Origin of the sequence: Streptomyces sp. MMG1533, from assembly GCF_001279775.1 — a bacterium.
Lineage (GTDB): Bacteria > Actinomycetota > Actinomycetes > Streptomycetales > Streptomycetaceae > Streptomyces.
On record NZ_LGDG01000214.1, the window covers coordinates 60,362 to 79,745 of the forward strand.

A 19,384-nucleotide genomic window follows, 5' to 3' on the forward strand; every position below is an offset into this window, starting at 1 on the left:
CGCAGACTCAGCCGCCGTCGGGCAGTGCTCGGGCCAGCACCGCGTCCAGGTCGGCGGTGTCGGGAAGCGTGCCGAAGGCGTGTCCCCAGTCGCCCCCGAGCCGGGTCGCGCAGAAGGCGTCGGCGACCGCGGCAGGAGCGTGCCGGACCAGCAGGGATGCCTGCAGCGTCAGGGCCATCAGCTCCACCAGCCGCCGCGCACCGGCCTCGGAGGTCTGCGCCAACTGCCCCTTCAGCCGCGTCACGGCCGTGTCCAGGCGGGCGTCCGCCCCCTGCGCCAGGGCGAGTTCGGCGAAGAGGGCCTGAGCGCTGCCGGACTCGCGCCGCAACGCCCGCAGCACATCCAGCGCGTTGACGTTTCCCGAGCCCTCCCAGATCGACAGCAGAGGAGCCTCGCGGTAGTGGCGGGGCATGCCCGACTCCTCGACGTACCCGTTGCCCCCGAGGCACTCCAGGGCCTCCGCGGTGAAGGCCGGGCCCCGCTTGGTGACCCAGTACTTGCCGACGGCGGTCGCGATCCGGCGGAACGCCGCCTCGCCGGTGTCCCCCCGCACCGCACGGTCGGCCGCGCCGGCCAGCCGCAGGGTGAGGGCTGTCGCCGCCTCCGACTCCAGCGCGAGATCGGCCAGGACGTTGCGCATCAGCGGCTGTTCGAGCAGCCGTGAGCCGAACGCGCTGCGGTGACGCACATGGTGAGCGGCCTCCACGAGCGTCTTGCGCATCAGCGTCGCCGACATCATCACGCAGTCCAGCCGGGTGCAGTTGACCATCTCGATGATCGTCTTGACGCCCTGCCCCTCGGGGCCCACCAGCCAGGCGACGGTCCCGTCGAACTCGGGCTCGGAGGAGGCGTTGGACCGGTTGCCGAGCTTGTCCTTGAGGCGCTGGATGCGGAACGTGTTGCGGCTGCCGTCGGGCAGCACGCGCGGTACGAGGAAGCACGACAGTCCGTCCGGGGCCTGCGCCAGCACCAGGAACACGTCGCACATCGGCGCCGACGTGAACCACTTGTGTCCGCGCAGCGTGTACACACCCGGTTCGGCGGTGGGCGTGGCCGCCGTCGTGTTGGTGCGGACGTCGGAGCCACCCTGCTTCTCCGTCATCCCCATCCCCGCCAGCAGACCGCGCTTCTCGGTCGGCACGCCGAGCTCCGGCTCGTACTCGCGGCCGGTCAGCAGCGGTTCGTAGACCTTCGCGAGCTCCGGCTGCCTGCGCAGCGCGGGGACCGCCGCGTAGGTCATCGAGGTGGGGCAGCCGTGGCCGGCCTCGGTGTGTCCCCACACCAGCCCGCCCGCGGTGCGGGCGACATGGGCTCCGGTCCGGTCGTCCGCCCAGGGTGCGCCCGCCAGCCCTGCGCCGACCGCGACCCGCATCAGGTGGTGCCAGCTCGGATGGAACTCGACCTCGTCGACACGGTTGCCGTACCGGTCGTGCGTCCGCAGTTCGGGCTCATGGCGGTTGGCCAGTTCGGCCCACTCCTGGGCCTGCGCGCCGCCGGCCCTGAGGCCGAGCCGCCGGATGCCCTCCTCGGCCCACTCGGCGCCCTCCCGGCGCAGCCCCTCGAGGAGGGCGGCGTCCTCGGACGCGTCGTACGGGGCCAGAGGAGGGGGCTGGTTGGTGACGTCGTGCGTGGTGGACCGTTCCGGTGCGGGTGTCGAGACCATACGGTCATGTTGCACTATCGCTGCGGTTGTAGCAATGATGCAACAAGGAGGGCGGCCGTACAGTACGTGACCATGCGAAGGAACGTGCGGCTCGACGAGGTCGACCTGCGGCCGTTGTCGGCCCGGTCGGTCGTGCTGAGCCTGCTGCTGGGCGCGCATCCGCCGGAGCTCCCCGTCAAGGACCTGGTCCGCGCGGTGGAGCCGTTCGGGGTCGGCGGCTCCACGCTGCGGGCCGCGCTCAGCCGGATGGTGGCCGCCGGTGATCTGCGGCGCACGGACTCGGTCCACCGCCTCAGCGACCGGCTGCTGGCGCGTCAGCGCCGCCAGGACGACGCCGTACACCCCCGCACGCGCGCGTGGGACGGCGACTGGGAGATGGTCGTGATCACCGCGACGGGCCGCGGCCCCGCCGAACGCGCCGATCTGCGCGCCCGGTTGGCCGCCCTCAGGCTCGCCGAACTCCGCGAAGGCGTGTGGCTCCGGCCCGCCAACCTGAGTCGTCCGCTCCCGGACGACCTCGACGAGGTGGCCCAGCACTACAAGGCCCGCCCCGACCGGCCCGCGCCCGGGCTGGCGGCGAGCCTGTGGCCCCTCGACACCTGGGCGTCCACCGCCCGGGCGCTGCTCGACCACGTCACCCACGTGGCCCGCGCGGACCGGCCCGCGGACCGGCTCACCGCCTTCGCGGCCGTCGTACGACACCTGCTCGCCGATCCCGTCCTGCCCCCCGAACTGCTGCCGCGGGACTGGCCGGGAACGGACCTGCGCTCCGCGTACACGGGCTATCAGGGAGAGCTGGCGGACACGGTGCCTCAGCGCGCTCTCGGCGCATGACACGGCGGCCGTACGAAGCGCCGTGCGGGGACGCTTCGGACGGCCGCCTCACCTACCGTGGGGGGATTACTTGGGGGACTACTTGTAGGTGATGTCGGAACTCGAGTACTTGCAGTAGGTGCCGTCGGGGCCGGAGCCGTTCGTGGTCGGCTCCGCTCCCGTGTTGTTCCCGATGTACTTCTGGCACGGGACGATCTTCTTGCTGGAGTCCCCGACGATCGTGATGCCCTTCAGGGTCGCGCTGTCGCCGTAGTTCGTGTTGATGCCGACGAGCTTGCTTCCCGAGTAGGTCGCCTCGATGGTGTTGAGGTTGATCGTCCGCTTGTACTGCGTCGAACAGTTGCCGCACGAGCGGATGAAGGTGCCGAAGCTCTGCACCGCGAAGTTGGAGACGTTGAGCGTGCCGGCGCCGTTGAACTGGAACACCTTGTCGCTGGCCGACTTCGCGCCACCGCCCGAGACGGTGTACACGTTGGACGACGAGGAGCCCCGGAACGTCGCCGCGTCCTCGCCGACGTCCTCCCACCAGACGTTCTGCAGCGTGCAGCTGCCCGCGCAGTGGATGCCGTCCGCCGCGGGCGCGCCGATGATGACGTTCTTCAGGACGGTGCCGGCGGCCAGCGACAGGATCGGGCCCTGGTCCTCGTCCTGGCTGCCGCTGCCCAGGTCGCCGGTGCCGTAGAGGCGCTTCATCCCGTAGTCCTTGGTGCCGGACAGCGAGATCGTGGAGGAGACGGCCTGGCTGCCGTTCGCGGTGGGCCAGGTGGCGGCAGTCGCCTGCGGCGCGCCAAGTGTCATGATCATGCCAGCCGAGAGAGCGATTGCGGCCAGCGAGCCGGTCACTGCACGCCTGCGGGCGCGCGGAGGAGCCGAAGAAGTCATGTCCCGATTCCTTCTTCCTGGTTGGGGGGTGGTCAGAGCTTTCCGGCGCCCGCGCCGCTCGTCACCGAGGCGACGACGGAGGAGGCGGGCTCGGCGGTGTAGCTGTACGGAGCGGTGGTGAAGGTGCCGACCTGCGACACCTCGGTGGCGGCTCCACCCAGGTCGTTGCCGCGCAGGTTGGCGAATCCGTCGACGTCACTGCTGCGGTTCGTGGTGACCGCGACCTTCGTCGTACGGAAGACGTTGTTCTCGACGAGCATCTGCGCGCCCATACGGGAGTGCACGGCGGTGTCGGCGCCCTCGACGTAGTTGTCGTAGAAGTGGCCGGTGCCGAAGCGCAGGCTGGGGATGCGCGAGTAGACGTTGCTGAAGTGGTTGTGGTGGTACGTCACCTTCAGGTGCCCGGTGTCCTCGCTCGCGTTGTTGTCGCTGTGACCGACGAGCGAGCCCTTGAAGTGGTCCTTGAAGGTGTTCCAGGACACCGTGACGTTGTCGGAGCCGTGGTTGATGTCCAGCAGACCGTCGTAGTAGTCCTTGTCGTGGTCCCGGTCGGCCGAGAAGGAGTTGTGGTCGATCCACACCTTCGTCGACGCCTGGACGGTCACTCCGTCGGCGGGCGCGAGCGGCTTGCTGATGTTCAGGTTGCGGACGACGACGTTGGTGACGTTCTTCAGCCGCAGCCCGCCTCCGGTGAACCCGGACGCCGAACCGACGCCCAGCACCGTGGTGTTGGAGCCGATGTCGACCTGACCGCTCAGCGAGATCAGGCCGTTGACCTTGACGACCTTCGCCGTGTTGCCGGTGACGGCCGTCTTGAAGGCACTCAGTGACGAGACGGTGACCGCAGAGGCGCTGCCGCCGCCGGTCGTTCCGGCGCCGAACCCGATCGGCGAGCTCTCGGCGGCGCCGGCCGACTGGGGGAGGGCCAGCACGGCGACCGTCGCGAGAGCGGCCGCGCCGGCTGCCAGTGCTGATCTTTGCGCGTGTGTACGTGGGGGGAGAGTACGCATGCGGGTGCGTCCCTTCAGAGGTGCTTGCGGGTGCCTGGTGGGTCAGGTACGTGAACGTCGTACGTCATGTTGTTCGCCGCGCGCGTGCAGAGTGGCTGTGTAGGCCTGGGGGAGAGCGGGTCGGTCACACTGCTGAACGGAACGTAGGGGGCAAGCGCTTTCTAGTCAACGCTTTGCGCAGAACGCATTCGGTCACTCCTGGTGGGCGGCGCGAGCGAATTCTTTCGTAGCGTGGGAGCGCTTCCACGGCAGCCATGTGCATGCCACGATGCTCGGCGGATGCTTCCCTTCCGTGAGAGGCCGGTCGATGACGACTCCACGTATGCGTACGTACATCAGCGGGCTGGTGCTCGCGTTACTGGCCGTCGGTATGGCCGCACTGTCGCCCGGCCCGGCCGTAGCGGGCGACTCCGGGGCCGCTCGACCGGACCCGCTGCCCGGCTCCTTCACCTGGTCCTCGACCGGCCCGCTGATCGCTCCCAAGCCGGACGCCGACCATCCGATCGTCTCGGTGAAGGACCCGACGGTCTTCCGCTACAAGAACCGCTGGCACGTCTACGCGACCACCGCCGACACCGCCGGCCGGTGGAGTCTGGCGTACACCAGCTTCAAGGACTGGTCCGGGGCGGCGGCCGCTCCGCAGACCTTCCTGGACGCCAATCCGAACATCGGCGACCGGTACGCCGCGGCGCCCCAGGTGTTCTACTTCGCCCCACAGAAGCTCTGGTACATGGTCTACCAGACGGGTCCGCCGTCGTACTCCACCACCACCGACCCCTCCAAGCCGGAGAGTTGGAGCGCCCCGCGCTACTTCTTCGACAGCGAGCCCCCCGTCCTCACGGAGAACAAGGGCAACGGCTTCTGGCTGGATTTCTGGACCATCTGCGACAAGACCGACTGCCATCTGTTCTTCTCCGACGACAACGGTCACCAGTACCGCTCCCGCACCACGCTCGCCGAGTTCCCGAACGGCTTTGGCGACACCGAGATCGTGCTGGCCGAACCCAACCGCTTCGACCTGTTCGAGGCGAGCAACGTCTACCGCCTCGGCAAGAGCGGCAAGTACCTGATGCTCGTCGAGGCGCTGGCCACCAAGTCCGACTGGCGCCGCTACTTCCGGGCCTGGACGGCCGACAGCCTGGGCGGCACATGGACGCCTCTGGCGGACACCGAGGCGAACGCGTTCATCCGGTCCGGCAACGTGACGTTCGCGGAGGGCCGGCCGGCCTGGACGAAGGACTTCAGCCACGGCGAGATGCTCCGCGACGGCGTCGACCAGACGCTCACGATCAACCCCTGCCGGCTGCGGTTCCTCTACCAGGGGATGGACCCGGCCGCGAGCGGTGACTACTCCCAACTTCCCTGGCGTCTGAGCCTGTTGACCCAGACGAACTCCACCTGCTGACATCCGCGCACCACGTCCCCACAGCCGCGACCAGAAAGGGACAAGGACGTGCCCATCACCCCCCGCAACACCCCGAGGAGACCCCTGCGTTCGGTGCTCGTGACGCTGCTCGCGGCACTGGTGCCGTTGCTCGCGGCCACCTTCCTCACCGCACCCACGGCCTCGGCCCGCCCCGAGCCGGCCGCCGAGGCCGCCCCCACCGCGACGCTCACCGAAGTCACGAACTTCGGCACCAACCCCAGCAACCTCCAGATGTACCTGTACGTGCCGGACAGTGTCACCGCGAACCCTGCGGTCGTGGTCGCCGTGCACTACTGCACCGGCTCGGGCCCTGCCATGTACTCCGGCACCGAGTGGGCCTCGCTGGCCGACCGCTACGGATTCGTCGTGGTGTACCCCTCGGTCACCCGCGCCAGCAAGTGCTTCGACGTCTCCTCGCCCCAGGCGCTGAAGCGGGGCGGCGGCAGTGACCCGGTCGGCATCAAGTCGATGGTCGACTGGGTCACCGGCAGGTACGCCGCCGACACCAGCAGGATCTTCGCCACCGGCATCTCCTCCGGCGCGATGATGACCAACGTCCTGCTGGGCGACTACCCCGACGTGTTCTCGGCGGGCGCCGCCTTCTCCGGCGTGCCGTTCGGCTGCTTCGCCACCACCGACGGCTCCGAGTGGAACAGCGCCTGCTCCGGCGGCACGATCACCCACACCCCGCAGGAATGGGGCGACCTGGTCCGCGCCGCCTACCCCGGCTATACGGGCACCCGGCCGCGCATGCAGGTGTGGCACGGCACCGAGGACGACGTGCTGCGCTATCCCAACTTCGGGGAGGAGATCAAGCAGTGGACGAACGTCCTGGGCGTCAGCCAGACCCCGGCCGCCACCGACACGCCCGTCTCCGGCTGGACCCGCACCCGCTACGGTGCCACCGGTGACCGTGCCCCCGTCGAGGCGATCAGCCTCCAGGGCATCGGGCACAACCTCTATGCCAGCGGCATGGCGGCCCGCGCACTCACCTTCTTCGGCCTGGACAGCTCGGGGCCGGCGCCCCAACCCCAGCCCGGCGCCTGCAAGGTGACAGCCACGACCAACGCCTGGAGCACGGGCCTCACCGCTTCGGTGACGCTCACCAACACCGGTACGACGTCGGTCAACGGCTGGCAGCTCGCGTTCACACTCCCCACCGGCCAGACCATCACCAACGGCTGGGGCGCCACGTACGCACCGGTGTCCGGGGCGGTGACGGCGACGAACGCCACGTACAACGGGACGCTCGCGCCGAACGCGAGCGTCACCATCGGCTATCAGGCGAACCACACCGGGAACAGCGCGGCTCCGGGCTCGTTCACGCTCAACGGGACGGCCTGCACAGGTTGACGTTGCGTGCTGCACGGGTGGCCGGGGTGCCGCTCCCCGGTCGCCCGTGCGGTCATGAGGGCGTCAGTACGGCAGGAGCCGTCCCGAGGGTGTCCTGCGGTCGATCTCGGTGTCGCGCGCGGGCCTGGGACGGTGACTGACGCGGATGCGGGTCTGGCGGTTCATGACGCCCTCCTCATGCCTGATGCGACTGCCTGATGCCGACCAGCCTCGTCGCCCCCGGTGCCGGGCACATCGTGCCCGGGGAGACACTGCCCCCGACCCTGGGGAAGCAATCCCCTGCGGTGTCGTACTCCTCCGGGAGGAGACGCCCCCTGCCCGGGGCGTTCGGGCTCAGACCGACCGGTGGTACTGGTCCGGAACGTGCACGTCCCCGCCCAGCTCGCGCGCCGCCTGCCGTGCCCACGACGGGTTGCGCAGCAGCTCGCGGCCCAGGAGTACGGCGTCGGCCTCGTCGTTGGCCAGGATCTTCTCCGCCTGTTCGACGTCGGTGATGAGGCCGACCGCGGCGACCGGGAGTGAGGTCTCGGCCTTGACGCGCGCGGCGAAGGGCACCTGGTAGCCGGGGCCGGTCGGGATGCGGACGCCGGAGGCGTTGCCGCCGGTGGAGACGTCGAGGAGGTCGATTCCGTGGGCCTGGAGGTCGCGGGCGAAGCGGACGGTGTCGTCCGGCGTCCAGCCGCCGTCGTCCAGCCAGTCCGTCGCCGAGATGCGGAAGAAGAGGGGCTTGTCGTCGGGCCACACGGCCCGCACGGCGTCGACGACCTCGAGGGCGAAGCGGGTGCGGTTCTCGTACGAGCCGCCGTACGCGTCGGTGCGGTGGTTGGAGTGCGGGGAGAGGAAGTTGCCGATCAGGTAGCCGTGGGCGCCGTGGATCTCGGCGACCTCGAAGCCGGCGGCGAGGGCGCGGCAGGCCGCGTCCGCGAACCGGCCGACGACCTCCTGGATCTGATCGACCGTCAGTTCGGTCGGTACCGGGTGGTTCTCGTCGAACGCGAGCGGGCTGGGTGCCAGCGGCTGCCATCCGTACGCGTCCGGCCCGAGGGGCGCGCCGCCCGTCCAGGGCCGGTCGGTCGAAGCCTTGCGGCCGGCGTGGGCGAGCTGGATGCCGGGCACCGTGCCCTGGGACACCAGGAAGCGGGTGATCCGGCGGAACGCCTCGACCTGGGTGTCGTTCCAGATGCCGAGGTCGTACGGGGAGATCCGGCCCTCGGGGCTGACGCCGGTGGCCTCGACGATCACCAGGCCCGTGCCGCCGGCCGCGCGCGCCGCGTAGTGCGCGAGGTGCCAGTCGTCGGGGGCGCCGGTCTCCGGCCCTTCCGGTGCCGCCGAGTACTGGCACATCGGGGGCATCCAGACCCGGTTCGGGATGGTCAGGTCACGCAGGCTGAGGGGCTGGAAGAGGGCGCTCATGGCGAGCTGCTCCAATCGGCGCGGGGCGACGGACGACTCGTACGATAGGCATCGTAGTACGGGAAGTGTCAAACTACGAGACCTCTCGTACAATGGACTCCCCGAGCATCTGGAGCAGCCGTGACCTCCCCCGCCGTCAGCAGCCGTGACCTCCCGCATCCGGCGCGCGAGGAGATCCGGCTGGAATCCGTGCTGCACGCGCTGTCGGACCCGATGCGGCTGCGGATCGTGCGAGAGCTCGCCGCTGTCGGCGACGAGCTCTCGTGTTCGCACTTCGACCTGCCCGTCACCAAGTCCACGACCACGCACCACTTCCGGGTGCTGCGGGAGGCCGGGGTGGTCCGGCAGATCTACCGGGGCACGGCCAAGATGAACGGCCTGCGCCGGGACGACCTAGACGACCTCTTCCCGGGACTTCTGGACGCCCTCCTCGACGCCGCCGCCCGGCAGGCCGGCCGTCTCGGTGACTGAGGCGTCGGCTGAACCCGCCTTCGCCGGAAGGTGGTTGAAGAGCAGGTTCAGGACGATCGCGGTCAGGCAGCCCGCGCTGATACCGCTGTTCATCACCGTCTGGAACCAGTCCGGGAACTTCTCGTAGATCGTCGGCACGCCGACCGGCAGCACTCCCATGGCGACCGAGACGGCCACCACGGTCAGGTTGTTGTTGCCCTTGAAGTCCACCTGGGCGAGGGTCTTGAGGCCGCTCGCCGCGACCGTCCCGAACATCACCAGGCCCGCACCGCCGAGGACCGGCGCCGGTATCGCCGCGACCACCGCGCCCAGCTTGGGCAGCAGGCCGAGCACCACGAGGATGCCGCCCGCGGTGGCGACGACCCAGCGGCTGCGGACCCGGGTCATGCCGACGAGGCCGACGTTCTGCGCGTACGCCGTGTACGGGAAGGTGTTGAAGATGCCGCCCAGGACGGTGGAGAGGCCGTCGGCGCGCAGCCCGTCCGACAGGGAACGCGGCTCCACCTTCCGGTCGGTCATCTCGCCGACCGCGATCAGGTCGCCGGTCGTCTCGGTCATCGTCACCAGTGCCACGACCAGCATCGAGATGATCGCCGACGCCTCGAAGGTGGGCGCGCCGAAGTGGAAGGGCGTGCTGATGCCCACCCAGTCGGCGTCCCCGACCCCGCCGAAGTCCGTGAACCCGAAGGGAACGGCGACCGCCAGGCCCACCGCGATGCCGATCAGCACCGCGATCCGGCTCAGGAACACCGGGGCGAACCGCTGCACGCCCACCACCACGGCCAGCACGAACGCGGCGAGCGCGATGTTCTTCGGCTCCCCGAAGTCCTCCGCGCCGACGCCCCCGGCGGCCCAGTTGCCCGCGACCGGCAGCAGCGAGATGCCGATGATCAGGATGACGGTGCCCGTGACGAGCGGCGGGAAGAACCGCAGCAGCCTGCCGAAGACCGGCGCGAGCAACACGATCGCGAGTCCCGCGACGATCACCGAGCCGTAGATCGCGGGCAGTCCGCCGCCCGTCGTACCGATGAGCACCATCGGCGACACCGCCGCGAACGTACAGCCCTGCATGATCGGCAGCCGCACGCCGAACCGCCAGAAGCCGATGCACTGGATGAGCGTGGCGATCCCGCACACCAGCAGGTCGGCGGTGATCAGATACGCCAGGTCCGCGGCCGACAGCTTCATCGCGCCGCCGACGATCAGCGGCACGGCCACCGCGCCCGCGTACATCGCGAGCACGTGCTGCAGACCGAAGGCGGCGAGTTGTCGTACGGGTGGGACCTCGTCGACGGGATGCACGGGTGCGGTCGTTGCCATGGGCACTCCAGAGCGGCGGGTGGCTGGGAATATTCGAACAGCATGAGACCGTACGAGGCTTGAACAGTTTGTTGATTTCGGCGTCGTTGCCGATGTGTGTCATGCCCACCCAGTTGCCCGCGAAGCCGCTAGGGGGCGGCCGATCGCGCCGCGGTCAGCAGTGATTCCCAGTCCGGCAGCTTCACCACGCCCCGCCCGAGCGAGGCCCCGAGCTCCGCCTCGGCCCGCTCGATCGCCTGCCACCCCGACCACTGGACGGGCCGGATCCCGTCGGCGCGCAGTGCCGCGAGCGGCTCGTCGGGGAGATCTTTGCGTGCGAGCGCGGGGGCGTCCTCCAGCAGCGATGTCACCGTCTCCTTGGAGCACGGCCGGTTGGTGCCGATCACGCCCGTCGGCCCCCGCTTGATCCAGCCCGCCACGTACTCGCCCGGCGCGACCACGCCCGCGCGCAGCACCCGCCCGGCGGCATTGGGCACCGTGCCGCTCGCCGCGTCGAACGGCAGCCCCTCCAGCGGCACCCCGCGATAGCCCACCGAACGCAGCACCAACTGGGCCTCGATCTCCTCGAACACGCCCGTGCCCGTCACCCCGCCGTGCCCGTCCGGCACCGTCCGCTCGAACCGCACCGCGCCCACGCGCCCCCCGTCCGCGAGGAGTTCGACGGGCCGCAGGAAGAAGCGCAGCCGAATCCGGTGAGGCTCGGGGCCCCTCGCCGGACTCTCTGCCCAGCCGCGCAGCACCTCCACATTGCGGCGCTGCGCCGCGGGCAGCCCGGACGGGTCGGCATAGGCCGGATCCAGGGCCAGCTCCGCCGGGTCCACGGCGACTTCGGTGCCCGGCAGTGCGCCGAGCTCGCGCAGTTCCTTGGTGGTGAAGCGGGCCTGGGAGGGGCCGCGCCGCCCCACCATGTGGACCTCCGTCACCTGGCTCGCGGCCAGCGCGGTGAGCGCCGCCTGCGGCATGTCGGTCGGGTTCAGCTCCGCGAGACCCCGGGCCAGCATCCGCGTGACGTCCACGGCGACGTTCCCCACGCCGATGACCACCGCTGACCGGGCACCGACCACGAAACCGTCGGCGGCGGAGTCGGGATGCGCGCTGTACCAGGACACGAACTCCGTCGCCGACCAGCTGCCCGGCAGGTCCTCGCCCGGAATCCCGAGGTGCCGGTCGGTGGCGGCACCCATGCAGTAGACGACGGCGTGGTACAGCTCCCGCAGCCGCGCGGTCGGCACGCCCTCGGGGCCGACCTGGACGCCGCCCAGGAAGCGCACCCGCTCGTGCTCCAGGACCATGCGCAGATTGTTCTGCAGCGACTTGATCTTCTCGTGGTCCGGCGCCACGCCGTACCGCACCAGGCCGTACGGGCACGGCAGCCGGTCCAGGACGTCGACGCGCACTTCGGCGTCCTGCTGGACGAGACTCTGGGCGGCGTAGCACCCGCTCGGTCCCGAGCCGACGACGGCGACATGCAGCACGGCGGAACTCCTCACCGGGGGACCCGAGGGGTCGACGGGAGATCGCTGTCACCTCCAGCATCGCACTGCCGCCGCTCCGCTGACAGGGTGCTGTGCGCAGGACGGGCATGCGTGTCCGTTCGTATGGAGTGTGATCATGCGCTTACGTTGCGTGTGTGCTGGAAGCATCCTTTCTCAATCTTTCTGATCGATGTCCGACGGACGGAGCCGTGTCCGTGTGGCCCGCGTGGGAAGTGCGGGAGGGCGAGGACTCCGTGACGACGACATGGTTCGACGTCCGGCTGGAGTTCGGCGACGGCGCCCGGGTGGACGCGCTCGCCGTGGTGGCCGAGGGGTGTGTCTCCCTGGAGGACGTCCGGGCCCGGCCGGCGCTGTCCCTCGACGACCTGGCCGCGCTCGCGGACTGGCTCGAGGGCCCGCTCGCCGAAGTCCCGGGAGTCGGAGCCGGGCCCGAGCCCGGGGTGGCCGGATCGCGCCGCGCCCGCCCCGCGTGGCCGCGCGGCGTCGAGGGGCGGTGGCTTGTCGCGCAGGAGTACCGGGCGGCCCAGGAGGGAGGCGTCGACCCCGTGCTCGCGGTGATGTGCGCGACGGGGCACAGCCGCCGCAAGTCGCTGCGGCTGATCGCCCAGGCGCGTGACGCGGGCTATCTGACGCCCCGCCACGCACGGCGCTGAGCAGTCCTGTTGTGTGATGGGCGGCTAACAGGCCACGGTCACTGCATGTCCCGCATCCGCGTGATCTCGCTGGTCTGCTGAGCAACCACCTCGTCGGCCATCTCCTCGATCCGGATGTTGTTGCCCTGTGCCTTCACATCCGTGGCCATCGTGATCGCGCCCTCGTGATGCGTGATCATCAGGGTGAGGAAGAGCTCGTCGAACGCCTTGCCCTTGGCCGCGCGCAGCTTCTTCAGCTGGGCCTCGGTCGCCATGCCGGGCATCGAGGCGTGCTCGTGGCCGTCGCCCTTCTCGTCCTCGCCGTGTTCCGTCAGCCAGGCCCGCATGCTCTCGATCTCCGGCCCCTGGGCGGCGGCGATCCGCTCGGTCAGCTTCTCCAGCTTCGAGGACTCGACGCGGCCCGGGGCCAGTCCGGTCATCTCCAGGGCCTGGGCGTGGTGCTCGATCATCATCCGCGCGTAGGCGATGTCGGCCGAGTTGGGGGAGTCGTCTTCGGTGCGCTGCTGCGCCGCGTCCTCGGCGGACATCGTCCGGTTCGCCTCACCGGGCTTGCCCGGCACGAGCACCGAAGGCCCGGTCGCCGCGGCCGACTTCGCGTCCGACCCGGAGTCGCAGCCCCCGAGGCCGAGTACGGCCAGGGCGGCCAGCGAGGCCGCGGCGAGGGGTGCGCGGTACGCGCGAAGGAAGGGCACAACGACCTCCTGTGGCAGGCGGGTTGGGGGACACCTCGTGAGTGTCGAAGACCGTCCTAGCACGCTTGGGCGCGTGACTGATCACAAACCTTCATTACGTCTTCGTTGCCCCCTGTTGATATGTGCATGGTGAAGACGATACTTCGGTGGTGCGTGAACCGTTCCCACACGAACGGCACTAGGGAGGAAACAGTGATCCTGTTGAACGAACTCCGAACGCGGCACAGACGCCTGGGAGTTGCCGCGACAGCCGTCGGCCTCCTGGCGGCGCTGCTGACGGCCGGCCCGGCGGCCGCGACCCCCGACCCCGGGGACGCTCCGGCCGTGAGCGAGGAGGTGTCCAAGAGCGACGAGGCCGAGGTCCGCGCGGCGATCGCCGAGGGCGAGATACCGGGCCAGGACGAGATCGTCCACTCCGCCAACATCAAACACCTTGTCAACATCCCCAAGGACGTCCTGCCCGGCACCAATTCGGACCTGGCCTTCCAGGGGAAGTACGCCTTCTCCGGCAACTACGACGGTTTCCGCATCTTCGACATCAGCAATCCGAAGGCGCCCAAGACCGTCGCCCAGGTCCTGTGTCCCGGCTCGCAGAACGACATATCCGTCTCCGGGAACCTGCTCTTCCTGTCGACCGACTCCTCGCGCAGCGACAGCAGTTGCAACAGCACCACGCAGCCCGCGACGGAGAAGTCGTCGTGGGAGGGCATGAAGGTCTTCGACATCAGCGACAAGACGAACCCGAAGTACGTCGCCGCCGTCGAGACCGCCTGCGGCTCGCACACCCACACGCTGGTGCCCGAGCGGAAAAACGTCTACGTCTACGTCTCCTCGTACTCGCCGAACGCCACCTACCCGGACTGCCAGCCGCCGCACGACGGCATCTCCGTCATCAAGGTGCCGCGCAACGCGCCCGAGAAGGCGGCGGTCGTGGGCTTCCCGGTGCTCTTCCCCGGTGAGGGTCCGGACGGCGGCGGCAACCCCGGCGCGCCCACCAACCCCGGTGTCTCCAAGACCACCGGCTGCCACGACATCACCGTGCTGCCCTCGAAGGACCTGGCCGCGGGCGCCTGCATGGGCGACGGCATCCTCTTCTCCATCAAGGATCCGGAGAACCCGAAGGTCATCGACCGGGTGCAGGACAATGTGAACTTCGCGTTCTGGCACTCGGCGACCTTCAACCAGAAGGCCAACAAGGTCGTCTTCACCGACGAGTTGGGCGGCGGCGGCGCGGCCACCTGCAACGCGGAGATCGGCCCGAACAAGGGTGCCGACGGCGTCTACGACATCGTTGGCAAGGGCGACGGCCGCAAGCTCGTCTTCCGCAGCTACTTCAAGATCCCCCGCCACCAGGCGGCCGTCGAGGTCTGCGTGGCCCACAACGGCTCGCTGATCCCGGTCAAGGGCAAGGACATCATGGTCCAGGCCTGGTACCAGGGCGGCGTCTCCGTCTGGGACTTCACCGACTCCGCCCACCCGAAGGAGATCGCCTACTTCGAACGCGGCCCGGTGAACACCGAGCAGCTCACGACGGCCGGTCCCTGGTCGGCGTACTACTACAACGGCTACATCTACTCGAACGACATCGCCAAGGGCTTCGACGTGCTGAAGCTCGACGACCGGCGCACCGACCCGGCGAAGCGGGTCCGCCTGGGCGAACTCAACGTCCAGACGCAGCCGGACTACTTCGGCTGAGCCGTACGGGCCTCGGGACCGCACTCCGGTGCGGCCCCGGTGGCGAAGAACCGTGACAGATCCCTGTCGCACGTCCCGTCGGACGCCGCCTCGGTGTCCGACGGGATCCCCAGCTCCCAGTCGAGCCGGTACCGCTTGAACAACTCGGCCCGCAGCACCGGCACGGACATCGGCACCCCCGGCACCAGGGCCGCGAAGACCGCGCCCATCAGCAGGGCGCGCAGCATGGCGTAGTCCGCCTCGACGTCCTCGGAGCCGTGGCGGGCGACGGTGTCCCGCAGCAGCTGGGACAGACGCTGCTGCTCCGGGCACTGCACGAAGCCCTCGGCCTGCAGGATTCCGGCCATGTGCTGACGCATCAGCACGGGCTGGTCCCGCGCCAGGCCCAGGATCGCGTCGATGGCCCGCGCCATCCGCTCCCGGCCGTCCTCGGTGAGCGGTTCGCGCTCCAGCGCCTCCGCCAGCGTGCCGTGCATCAGACGGTGCACGGCGGACTGCACGAGTCTGCGCTTGCCGGGGAAGTAGTACGACACCAGTCCGCGCGCCGAGCCGGCTCTGTCCGCGATGTCGCCGAGTGTCGTCGCCTCGTACCCGCGCTCACTGACCAGCTCGACCGCCGCCTGCAGAAGCCGCTCCCGGGAACGCCGGCGCAACTCTTCATTGACCGAGGCGCTGCGCGGGGACATGCTGTACTCCTGCGTTGACTGGCTATCAGCCAACTATACTCAGCGCTTCCGGGCCGGCCTTCGTCTTGGCCTGGTCGGGGCTGCCGTCTGCCTCGGGCGACGCGGGGGATCGTCCGAGGCGGGCGAGCGTGCCTTCCCCTGACGGCCCTCGGATGTCGAGGTCAGCCCAGCAGATCCAGCACCGGCCGCAGCCCGTCCGGCCGTTCGGTCACCGGCAGATGGTCGACGAAGTGCACCCCGCAGCCCAGGGCCGCCGCGCCGCCGTCCGCACGCCGGTCGTCACCGACCATCAGCGCGTGCTGCGGCTCGACGCCGAGTGCGGCGCAGGCGGTCGCGAACAGCCGGGGGTCCGGCTTCTGGATGCCGTGTTCGTACGACAGGACGTAGGTGTCGATGTAGGGGTCGAGGCCGTGCTCGCGGAACACCGGCCGCAGATCCCACCCGATGTTGCTGACCACGCCGACGCCGATCCCGCGTTCGCGCAGCGTCCGCAGCACCTCGGGGGCGTCGGGGTAGGGCGCCCAGGCGCCCGGGCTCATGTGCCGGTCGTACAGCGCGTCGTACAACGCGGGTTCGGGGAGCGGTACTTGGCGGGCGACGCCGGTGTACGCGGTCCGGTGCAGCTCGGCGCTCTTGTCGCGGATCTCCCAGACGTGGGCGAGCTCGTCGGGGATCCGCTCGATCGGGTGGGTCCCGCCGGGCAGCGCGCCCACCCTGTCCAGGGCCTGCGCGGCCCGGCGGAACTCGGGCTCGGCGAGGGAGAGTTCGGCCTCGGCCAGGACGGCTCGCAGCCACGACTCGGTGGACTCGATACGGAAGAGCGTTCCGGAGAAGTCGAACAACACGGCAGGCATGGGGTGATCTTAGGGGGCGAGGTTCCACGCCGAGGGAAGGGCGCTGCCACAGAACACACAGACGAAGTCGCCCTCGCGCACCACGGAACGCTCCTGACACCGCTCGCACCGCCGGAACACGATCTCGTGCGTGAAGCGGCCGGGATGGTCGATGCCCGCGCGGTCCAGGGCACGGGCGACGGCGTGCCAGGAGTCGAGGTCCGGGCAGTAGCCGGTGGACTGGTTGGTGACCTCGTGGACCGTCCAGCGTCCGGATCCGCGGCGGAACCCCATCTCGCCCGCGGCCAGGACGTCGTCGCCGCCCGCGCACGCCACGTGTTCGCTTCTGCGGGGCGCGAGCCGCAGCAGGCCGTCGAGGGCGACGACGAAGGTGAACGGCTCCGCGCTCTCGGACTGCCCGCGCTCGGACAGCCAGACGGCGAGATCGTCGGCGGCGCGGACGATCCGGCCCGCAGTGTCCGGCCGTACCGTCGGTCTCAGCTCGGGCGGGCCCACATAGCGGTAGCTGCGCGCGGATGGGTTCACGGGTGTCGCCGCCGGTGGACGGTCACCGCGAGGGCCACGAGCATCGCGCCCAGCAGCCAGCCGCCGACCACGTCCGAGGCCCAGTGGACGCCCAGCCAGACGCGGGTCAGGCCGACGCCGACGACGGAGATCACGGCCACGGTCAGGGCCGCACGCCACAGGAGGCGGTGGGCGCCGTGGTGGTGCAACAGCCACAGGAGGAGGCCGCACACGACCGTGGCGGTCAGGGCGTGGCCCGAGGGGAATGCGGCGTAGTGGGCGGAGTCGACGGGGTCCGGCCAGACGGGTCGCGGGCGTCCGACCGCGGTCTTGAGGGTCTGCTGCAGCAGCGTGCCCAGCGCGGAGGTCACCGCCAGCCATCCGGCCGTCCACCAGGCAGAATGCCGCCACACCAGCCACACGACGACGACTGCGCACACGATGCGCATCGTCCACGGGTCCCAGACCCAGTCCGTCAGGATGCGGAACGCCTGGGTGAGGTCCGGGTCGTCCACGGCCCAGCGGTGGGTGGTGCGGGCGATGTCGCCGTCCAGGGTGAACAGGGGATGCCAGTCGGCGGCGACCAGGGCGATCAGCAGCGCGGAGCACAGCGCGAGGAGGCCCGCGGCGCGGGCGGCGCTGCGGTGCGCCGGCGGGCTGGGCGGGGAGTCGACGTGCGGGGTGTGCATGCTGCGATCCTCGCCGAACACCGGGGCGGGAAGCCAATCCCACGTCCGACGCCCACTGTCGGGCCCCTCACCCCAGGGCGCGCAGCCCCGGTACGAACGCCACCAGCACCGGCACGACCGGCACCAGCGCGGCAGCCGCCGTCAGCCGCAGCCGACGGGCCGCCGTGAGCCGGTCCGGGGGTGCGAGCAGCCGGTGGACCCGCTGCGGCACATGCGCCTGCGGGGTCGGGCAGGGACCGAACACGCCCCGGTCCTCGTTGAGTCCGACCAGGGCCAGCGCGGTGGTCAGCCGGCCGAAGCGCCGGGAGGCCATGTCGTCGGCGGCGAGTTCCACCAGCCGGTGCATCTCGTTCCGGAACGCGGCGAAGACCGGCACCTGCGGGAAGCCGCCGGCCAGCGCGGCCGAGCAGTGCAGCAGCCAGTCGTGCCGGGCCTGCGCATGACCCTCCTCGTGGGCGACGAGGGCGTCCAGCTGCCGGCCCTTCAGGCGGCGCAACGCGGCCGTCGTGATGACGAGCCGGGGTGCCGCGCTCGGCAGCCACCAGGCATCGGGCCGCTCACCCTCAAGGACCACGAGCCGACTGTCGGCGGCCTCCTCGCCGGGCAACAGAGGGGCGCGGACGAGGAGTTCGGCCCGGCGCAGCCGACGGCGCGCACGCGCCCGTACGACTTCACGGACCAGCATCGCCGCGCTCCACGCCCCGCCGCAGGCGAGCGCCACCGCCGTCGCCGCGGCCCACGGCTCGGCCGTACCGAGCGTGTACGCCTCCACGACGACGTTCGGTGCCGGGGCGAACACATGGCCGCGGACCGCCTGCCAGGCGGTCGCCGCGCTGAGTGTCATCGACAGGGCGCAGCACAGCAGTACGGCCGCCACCGCGCACTGCCACACCCACAGGGCCAGCACCGGTTCGCGGTCCGCCCAGTCGGCCCGGGCCAGCAGCCGTGGGGCGACGACGGCGGTCAGGGCGCCGAGCAGCAACAGTGCCGCGGGGAGCATCATGAGCGCAGCTTATGAGCGCCGTGGCACTCACAGGTACGGCCTGCCACGCGAAGTGACGCAGGCAACGGTTGCGCAAGGCGTCGCGCGCCACCGGCGTCGGAGAGCCACCGGCGTCGGAGCGCCACCCGCGTCAGAGCGCCACCCGCGTCAGAGCGTCAGCAGCATTGCCACCATCCCGATCCCCATCGACAGCCGGCACGCCCGCGCCAGCTCCGGCCGGTCGCCCCACCCCCCGGCCCCGCCGCCGGCGGCGACGGGCACCAGGCGCAGGCCGGACAGCAGCACGTACCCGGTGAAGTAGAGGAGCAGGACGCCCGTCAGCAGCGGGATGCCGGCACCGCCGGGTGCGGCGTGGTGTCCGGGGGAGGCGGCCATGACCACCGCCATGTAGACCATCGCCGAGGCCCCCACGAGGTGGTGCAGGTGGTGGGCGCTCGCCCGGGCCGCCCACAGGGCGTGCAGCGCGGCCGAACCGAAGACGACCGCGTAGACGGGCCACGCCCAGGACGGGGGTGTGAAAACTGTCGCGGGCACGGCCATCGCGGCCATGCCGAAGCCCATCAGCGCCTCGCCGCCCGCGGCCCGGCGCTGTTCCTCGACGGTGCTGCGCATCCGCAGCAGGCAGTACGCCCCGGTCGCCGCACACAGCGCCACCAGCAGCCAGCCGGGCGAAGCCGGTCCGTGCACGCCCACCTCCCCGCTCGACGGTCGGTCAAGGGATGCCCGGGTGATGCGGCGCG

Annotated in this window: 19 protein-coding genes; 6 read left to right on the plus strand and 13 right to left on the minus strand. The window is 70.6% G+C overall.

Annotation, left to right across the window (positions count from 1 at the left end):
* Positions 1–7 precede the first annotated feature (7 nt).
* The gene (locus ADK57_RS22485; RefSeq protein WP_053751312.1) at positions 8–1,663 is read right to left on the minus strand and encodes an acyl-CoA dehydrogenase family protein; all 1,656 of its coding nucleotides are present in this window, start codon (positions 1,661–1,663) and stop codon (positions 8–10) included.
* Positions 1,664–1,735: 72 nt separating this feature from the next.
* Between ADK57_RS22485 and ADK57_RS22490 the strand changes: the two genes are divergently transcribed.
* A complete protein-coding gene (locus ADK57_RS22490) occupies positions 1,736–2,497 on the plus strand; it encodes a PaaX family transcriptional regulator C-terminal domain-containing protein (protein ID WP_053751313.1) in 762 nt (253 codons plus the stop codon).
* Between the two features lie 78 nt (positions 2,498–2,575).
* On the opposite strand, the gene ADK57_RS22495 is transcribed toward ADK57_RS22490, so the two are convergent.
* Both ADK57_RS22495 and ADK57_RS22500 read right to left on the minus strand, forming a co-directional pair.
* Positions 2,576–3,379 carry a pectate lyase gene (locus ADK57_RS22495; protein ID WP_053751314.1) on the minus strand — a complete coding sequence of 268 codons (804 nt, stop codon included), beginning with the start codon at positions 3,377–3,379 and terminating at the stop codon, positions 2,576–2,578.
* A gap of 32 nt (positions 3,380–3,411) precedes the next feature.
* Positions 3,412–4,389 (minus strand): pectate lyase family protein, encoded by a 978-nt coding sequence (locus ADK57_RS22500; RefSeq protein WP_053751315.1) that lies wholly within the window; start codon positions 4,387–4,389, stop codon positions 3,412–3,414.
* A 307-nt stretch (positions 4,390–4,696) separates the two neighbouring features.
* Between ADK57_RS22500 and ADK57_RS22505 the strand changes: the two genes are divergently transcribed.
* Together ADK57_RS22505 and ADK57_RS22510 are read left to right on the plus strand one after the other, a co-directional pair.
* Positions 4,697–5,794 (plus strand): non-reducing end alpha-L-arabinofuranosidase family hydrolase, encoded by a 1,098-nt coding sequence (locus tag ADK57_RS22505; protein WP_234390369.1) that lies wholly within the window; start codon positions 4,697–4,699, stop codon positions 5,792–5,794.
* Positions 5,795–5,887: 93 nt separating this feature from the next.
* Positions 5,888–7,168, plus strand: a complete 1,281-nt coding sequence (locus ADK57_RS22510) for a PHB depolymerase family esterase (RefSeq protein ID WP_053751317.1) — start codon at positions 5,888–5,890, stop codon at positions 7,166–7,168.
* 333 nt (positions 7,169–7,501) lie between these two features.
* On the opposite strand, the gene ADK57_RS22515 is transcribed toward ADK57_RS22510, so the two are convergent.
* Positions 7,502–8,581: an NADH:flavin oxidoreductase/NADH oxidase gene (locus ADK57_RS22515; protein WP_053751318.1), complete on the minus strand. Its 1,080-nt coding sequence runs from the start codon at positions 8,579–8,581 to the stop codon at positions 7,502–7,504.
* A gap of 120 nt (positions 8,582–8,701) precedes the next feature.
* On the opposite strand from ADK57_RS22515, the gene ADK57_RS22520 reads away from it, so the two are divergent.
* On the plus strand, positions 8,702–9,052 hold the full coding sequence (locus ADK57_RS22520) for an ArsR/SmtB family transcription factor (RefSeq protein ID WP_053751319.1): 351 nt from the start codon (positions 8,702–8,704) through the stop codon (positions 9,050–9,052).
* Here ADK57_RS22520 and ADK57_RS22525 read toward each other — a convergent pair.
* Both ADK57_RS22525 and ADK57_RS22530 read right to left on the minus strand, forming a co-directional pair.
* Positions 8,975–10,372 (minus strand): nucleobase:cation symporter-2 family protein, encoded by a 1,398-nt coding sequence (locus ADK57_RS22525; RefSeq protein ID WP_053751320.1) that lies wholly within the window; start codon positions 10,370–10,372, stop codon positions 8,975–8,977. The two genes, ADK57_RS22520 and ADK57_RS22525, sit on opposite strands and share 78 nt — an antisense overlap.
* Positions 10,373–10,500: 128 nt before the next feature.
* Complete coding sequence (locus ADK57_RS22530) at positions 10,501–11,847, minus strand: FAD-dependent oxidoreductase (protein WP_053751321.1); 1,347 nt, start codon at positions 11,845–11,847, stop codon at positions 10,501–10,503.
* Positions 11,848–12,056: 209 nt separating this feature from the next.
* Between ADK57_RS22530 and ADK57_RS22535 the strand changes: the two genes are divergently transcribed.
* Positions 12,057–12,521: a DUF6214 family protein gene (locus ADK57_RS22535; protein WP_053751322.1), complete on the plus strand. Its 465-nt coding sequence runs from the start codon at positions 12,057–12,059 to the stop codon at positions 12,519–12,521.
* 38 nt (positions 12,522–12,559) lie between these two features.
* Here the strand turns inward: ADK57_RS22535 and ADK57_RS22540 are convergent, their stop codons facing one another.
* Complete coding sequence (locus ADK57_RS22540; protein WP_053751323.1) at positions 12,560–13,213, minus strand: DUF305 domain-containing protein; 654 nt, start codon at positions 13,211–13,213, stop codon at positions 12,560–12,562.
* Between the two features lie 192 nt (positions 13,214–13,405).
* Between ADK57_RS22540 and ADK57_RS22545 the strand changes: the two genes are divergently transcribed.
* On the plus strand, positions 13,406–14,908 hold the full coding sequence (locus ADK57_RS22545) for an LVIVD repeat-containing protein (protein ID WP_053751324.1): 1,503 nt from the start codon (positions 13,406–13,408) through the stop codon (positions 14,906–14,908).
* Here ADK57_RS22545 and ADK57_RS22550 read toward each other — a convergent pair.
* The 6 genes from ADK57_RS22550 to ADK57_RS22575 all read right to left on the minus strand — a co-directional run bounded on the left by ADK57_RS22550 (position 14,896) and on the right by ADK57_RS22575 (position 19,331).
* Positions 14,896–15,594 carry a TetR/AcrR family transcriptional regulator gene (locus ADK57_RS22550; protein WP_053751325.1) on the minus strand — a complete coding sequence of 233 codons (699 nt, stop codon included), beginning with the start codon at positions 15,592–15,594 and terminating at the stop codon, positions 14,896–14,898. The two genes, ADK57_RS22545 and ADK57_RS22550, sit on opposite strands and share 13 nt — an antisense overlap.
* A gap of 161 nt (positions 15,595–15,755) precedes the next feature.
* The gene (locus ADK57_RS22555) at positions 15,756–16,448 is read right to left on the minus strand and encodes an HAD family hydrolase (protein WP_053751326.1); all 693 of its coding nucleotides are present in this window, start codon (positions 16,446–16,448) and stop codon (positions 15,756–15,758) included.
* A 9-nt stretch (positions 16,449–16,457) separates the two neighbouring features.
* Positions 16,458–16,973 carry a hypothetical protein gene (locus tag ADK57_RS22560; RefSeq protein WP_063785989.1) on the minus strand — a complete coding sequence of 172 codons (516 nt, stop codon included), beginning with the start codon at positions 16,971–16,973 and terminating at the stop codon, positions 16,458–16,460.
* Positions 16,970–17,641, minus strand: a complete 672-nt coding sequence (locus tag ADK57_RS22565; RefSeq protein ID WP_053751327.1) for a phosphatase PAP2 family protein — start codon at positions 17,639–17,641, stop codon at positions 16,970–16,972. Before ADK57_RS22565 ends, ADK57_RS22560 begins: the two co-directional genes overlap by 4 nt.
* Before the next feature lie 67 nt (positions 17,642–17,708).
* Positions 17,709–18,644 (minus strand): M56 family metallopeptidase, encoded by a 936-nt coding sequence (locus tag ADK57_RS22570; RefSeq protein ID WP_053751328.1) that lies wholly within the window; start codon positions 18,642–18,644, stop codon positions 17,709–17,711.
* A 147-nt stretch (positions 18,645–18,791) separates the two neighbouring features.
* The gene (locus tag ADK57_RS22575) at positions 18,792–19,331 is read right to left on the minus strand and encodes a DUF5134 domain-containing protein (protein ID WP_053751329.1); all 540 of its coding nucleotides are present in this window, start codon (positions 19,329–19,331) and stop codon (positions 18,792–18,794) included.
* Positions 19,332–19,384 lie beyond the last annotated feature (53 nt).

Excerpts from the sequence above, each read along its gene's own strand:
- ADK57_RS22565 (WP_053751327.1), bottom strand. The coding sequence starts at position 17,641 with ATGCACACCCCGCACGTCGACTCCCCGCCCAGCCCGCCGGCGCACCGC.
- ADK57_RS22495 (WP_053751314.1), bottom strand. The coding sequence starts at position 3,379 with ATGACTTCTTCGGCTCCTCCGCGCGCCCGCAGGCGTGCAGTGACCGGC.
- ADK57_RS22500 (WP_053751315.1), bottom strand. The coding sequence starts at position 4,389 with ATGCGTACTCTCCCCCCACGTACACACGCGCAAAGATCAGCACTGGCA.
- ADK57_RS22515 (WP_053751318.1), bottom strand. The coding sequence starts at position 8,581 with ATGAGCGCCCTCTTCCAGCCCCTCAGCCTGCGTGACCTGACCATCCCG.
- ADK57_RS22555 (WP_053751326.1), bottom strand. The coding sequence starts at position 16,448 with ATGCCTGCCGTGTTGTTCGACTTCTCCGGAACGCTCTTCCGTATCGAG.
- ADK57_RS22505 (WP_234390369.1), top strand. The coding sequence starts at position 4,697 with ATGACGACTCCACGTATGCGTACGTACATCAGCGGGCTGGTGCTCGCG.
- ADK57_RS22525 (WP_053751320.1), bottom strand. The coding sequence starts at position 10,372 with ATGGCAACGACCGCACCCGTGCATCCCGTCGACGAGGTCCCACCCGTA.
- ADK57_RS22490 (WP_053751313.1), top strand. The coding sequence starts at position 1,736 with ATGCGAAGGAACGTGCGGCTCGACGAGGTCGACCTGCGGCCGTTGTCG.
- ADK57_RS22570 (WP_053751328.1), bottom strand. The coding sequence starts at position 18,644 with ATGATGCTCCCCGCGGCACTGTTGCTGCTCGGCGCCCTGACCGCCGTC.
- ADK57_RS22550 (WP_053751325.1), bottom strand. The coding sequence starts at position 15,594 with ATGTCCCCGCGCAGCGCCTCGGTCAATGAAGAGTTGCGCCGGCGTTCC.
- ADK57_RS22485 (WP_053751312.1), bottom strand. The coding sequence starts at position 1,663 with ATGGTCTCGACACCCGCACCGGAACGGTCCACCACGCACGACGTCACC.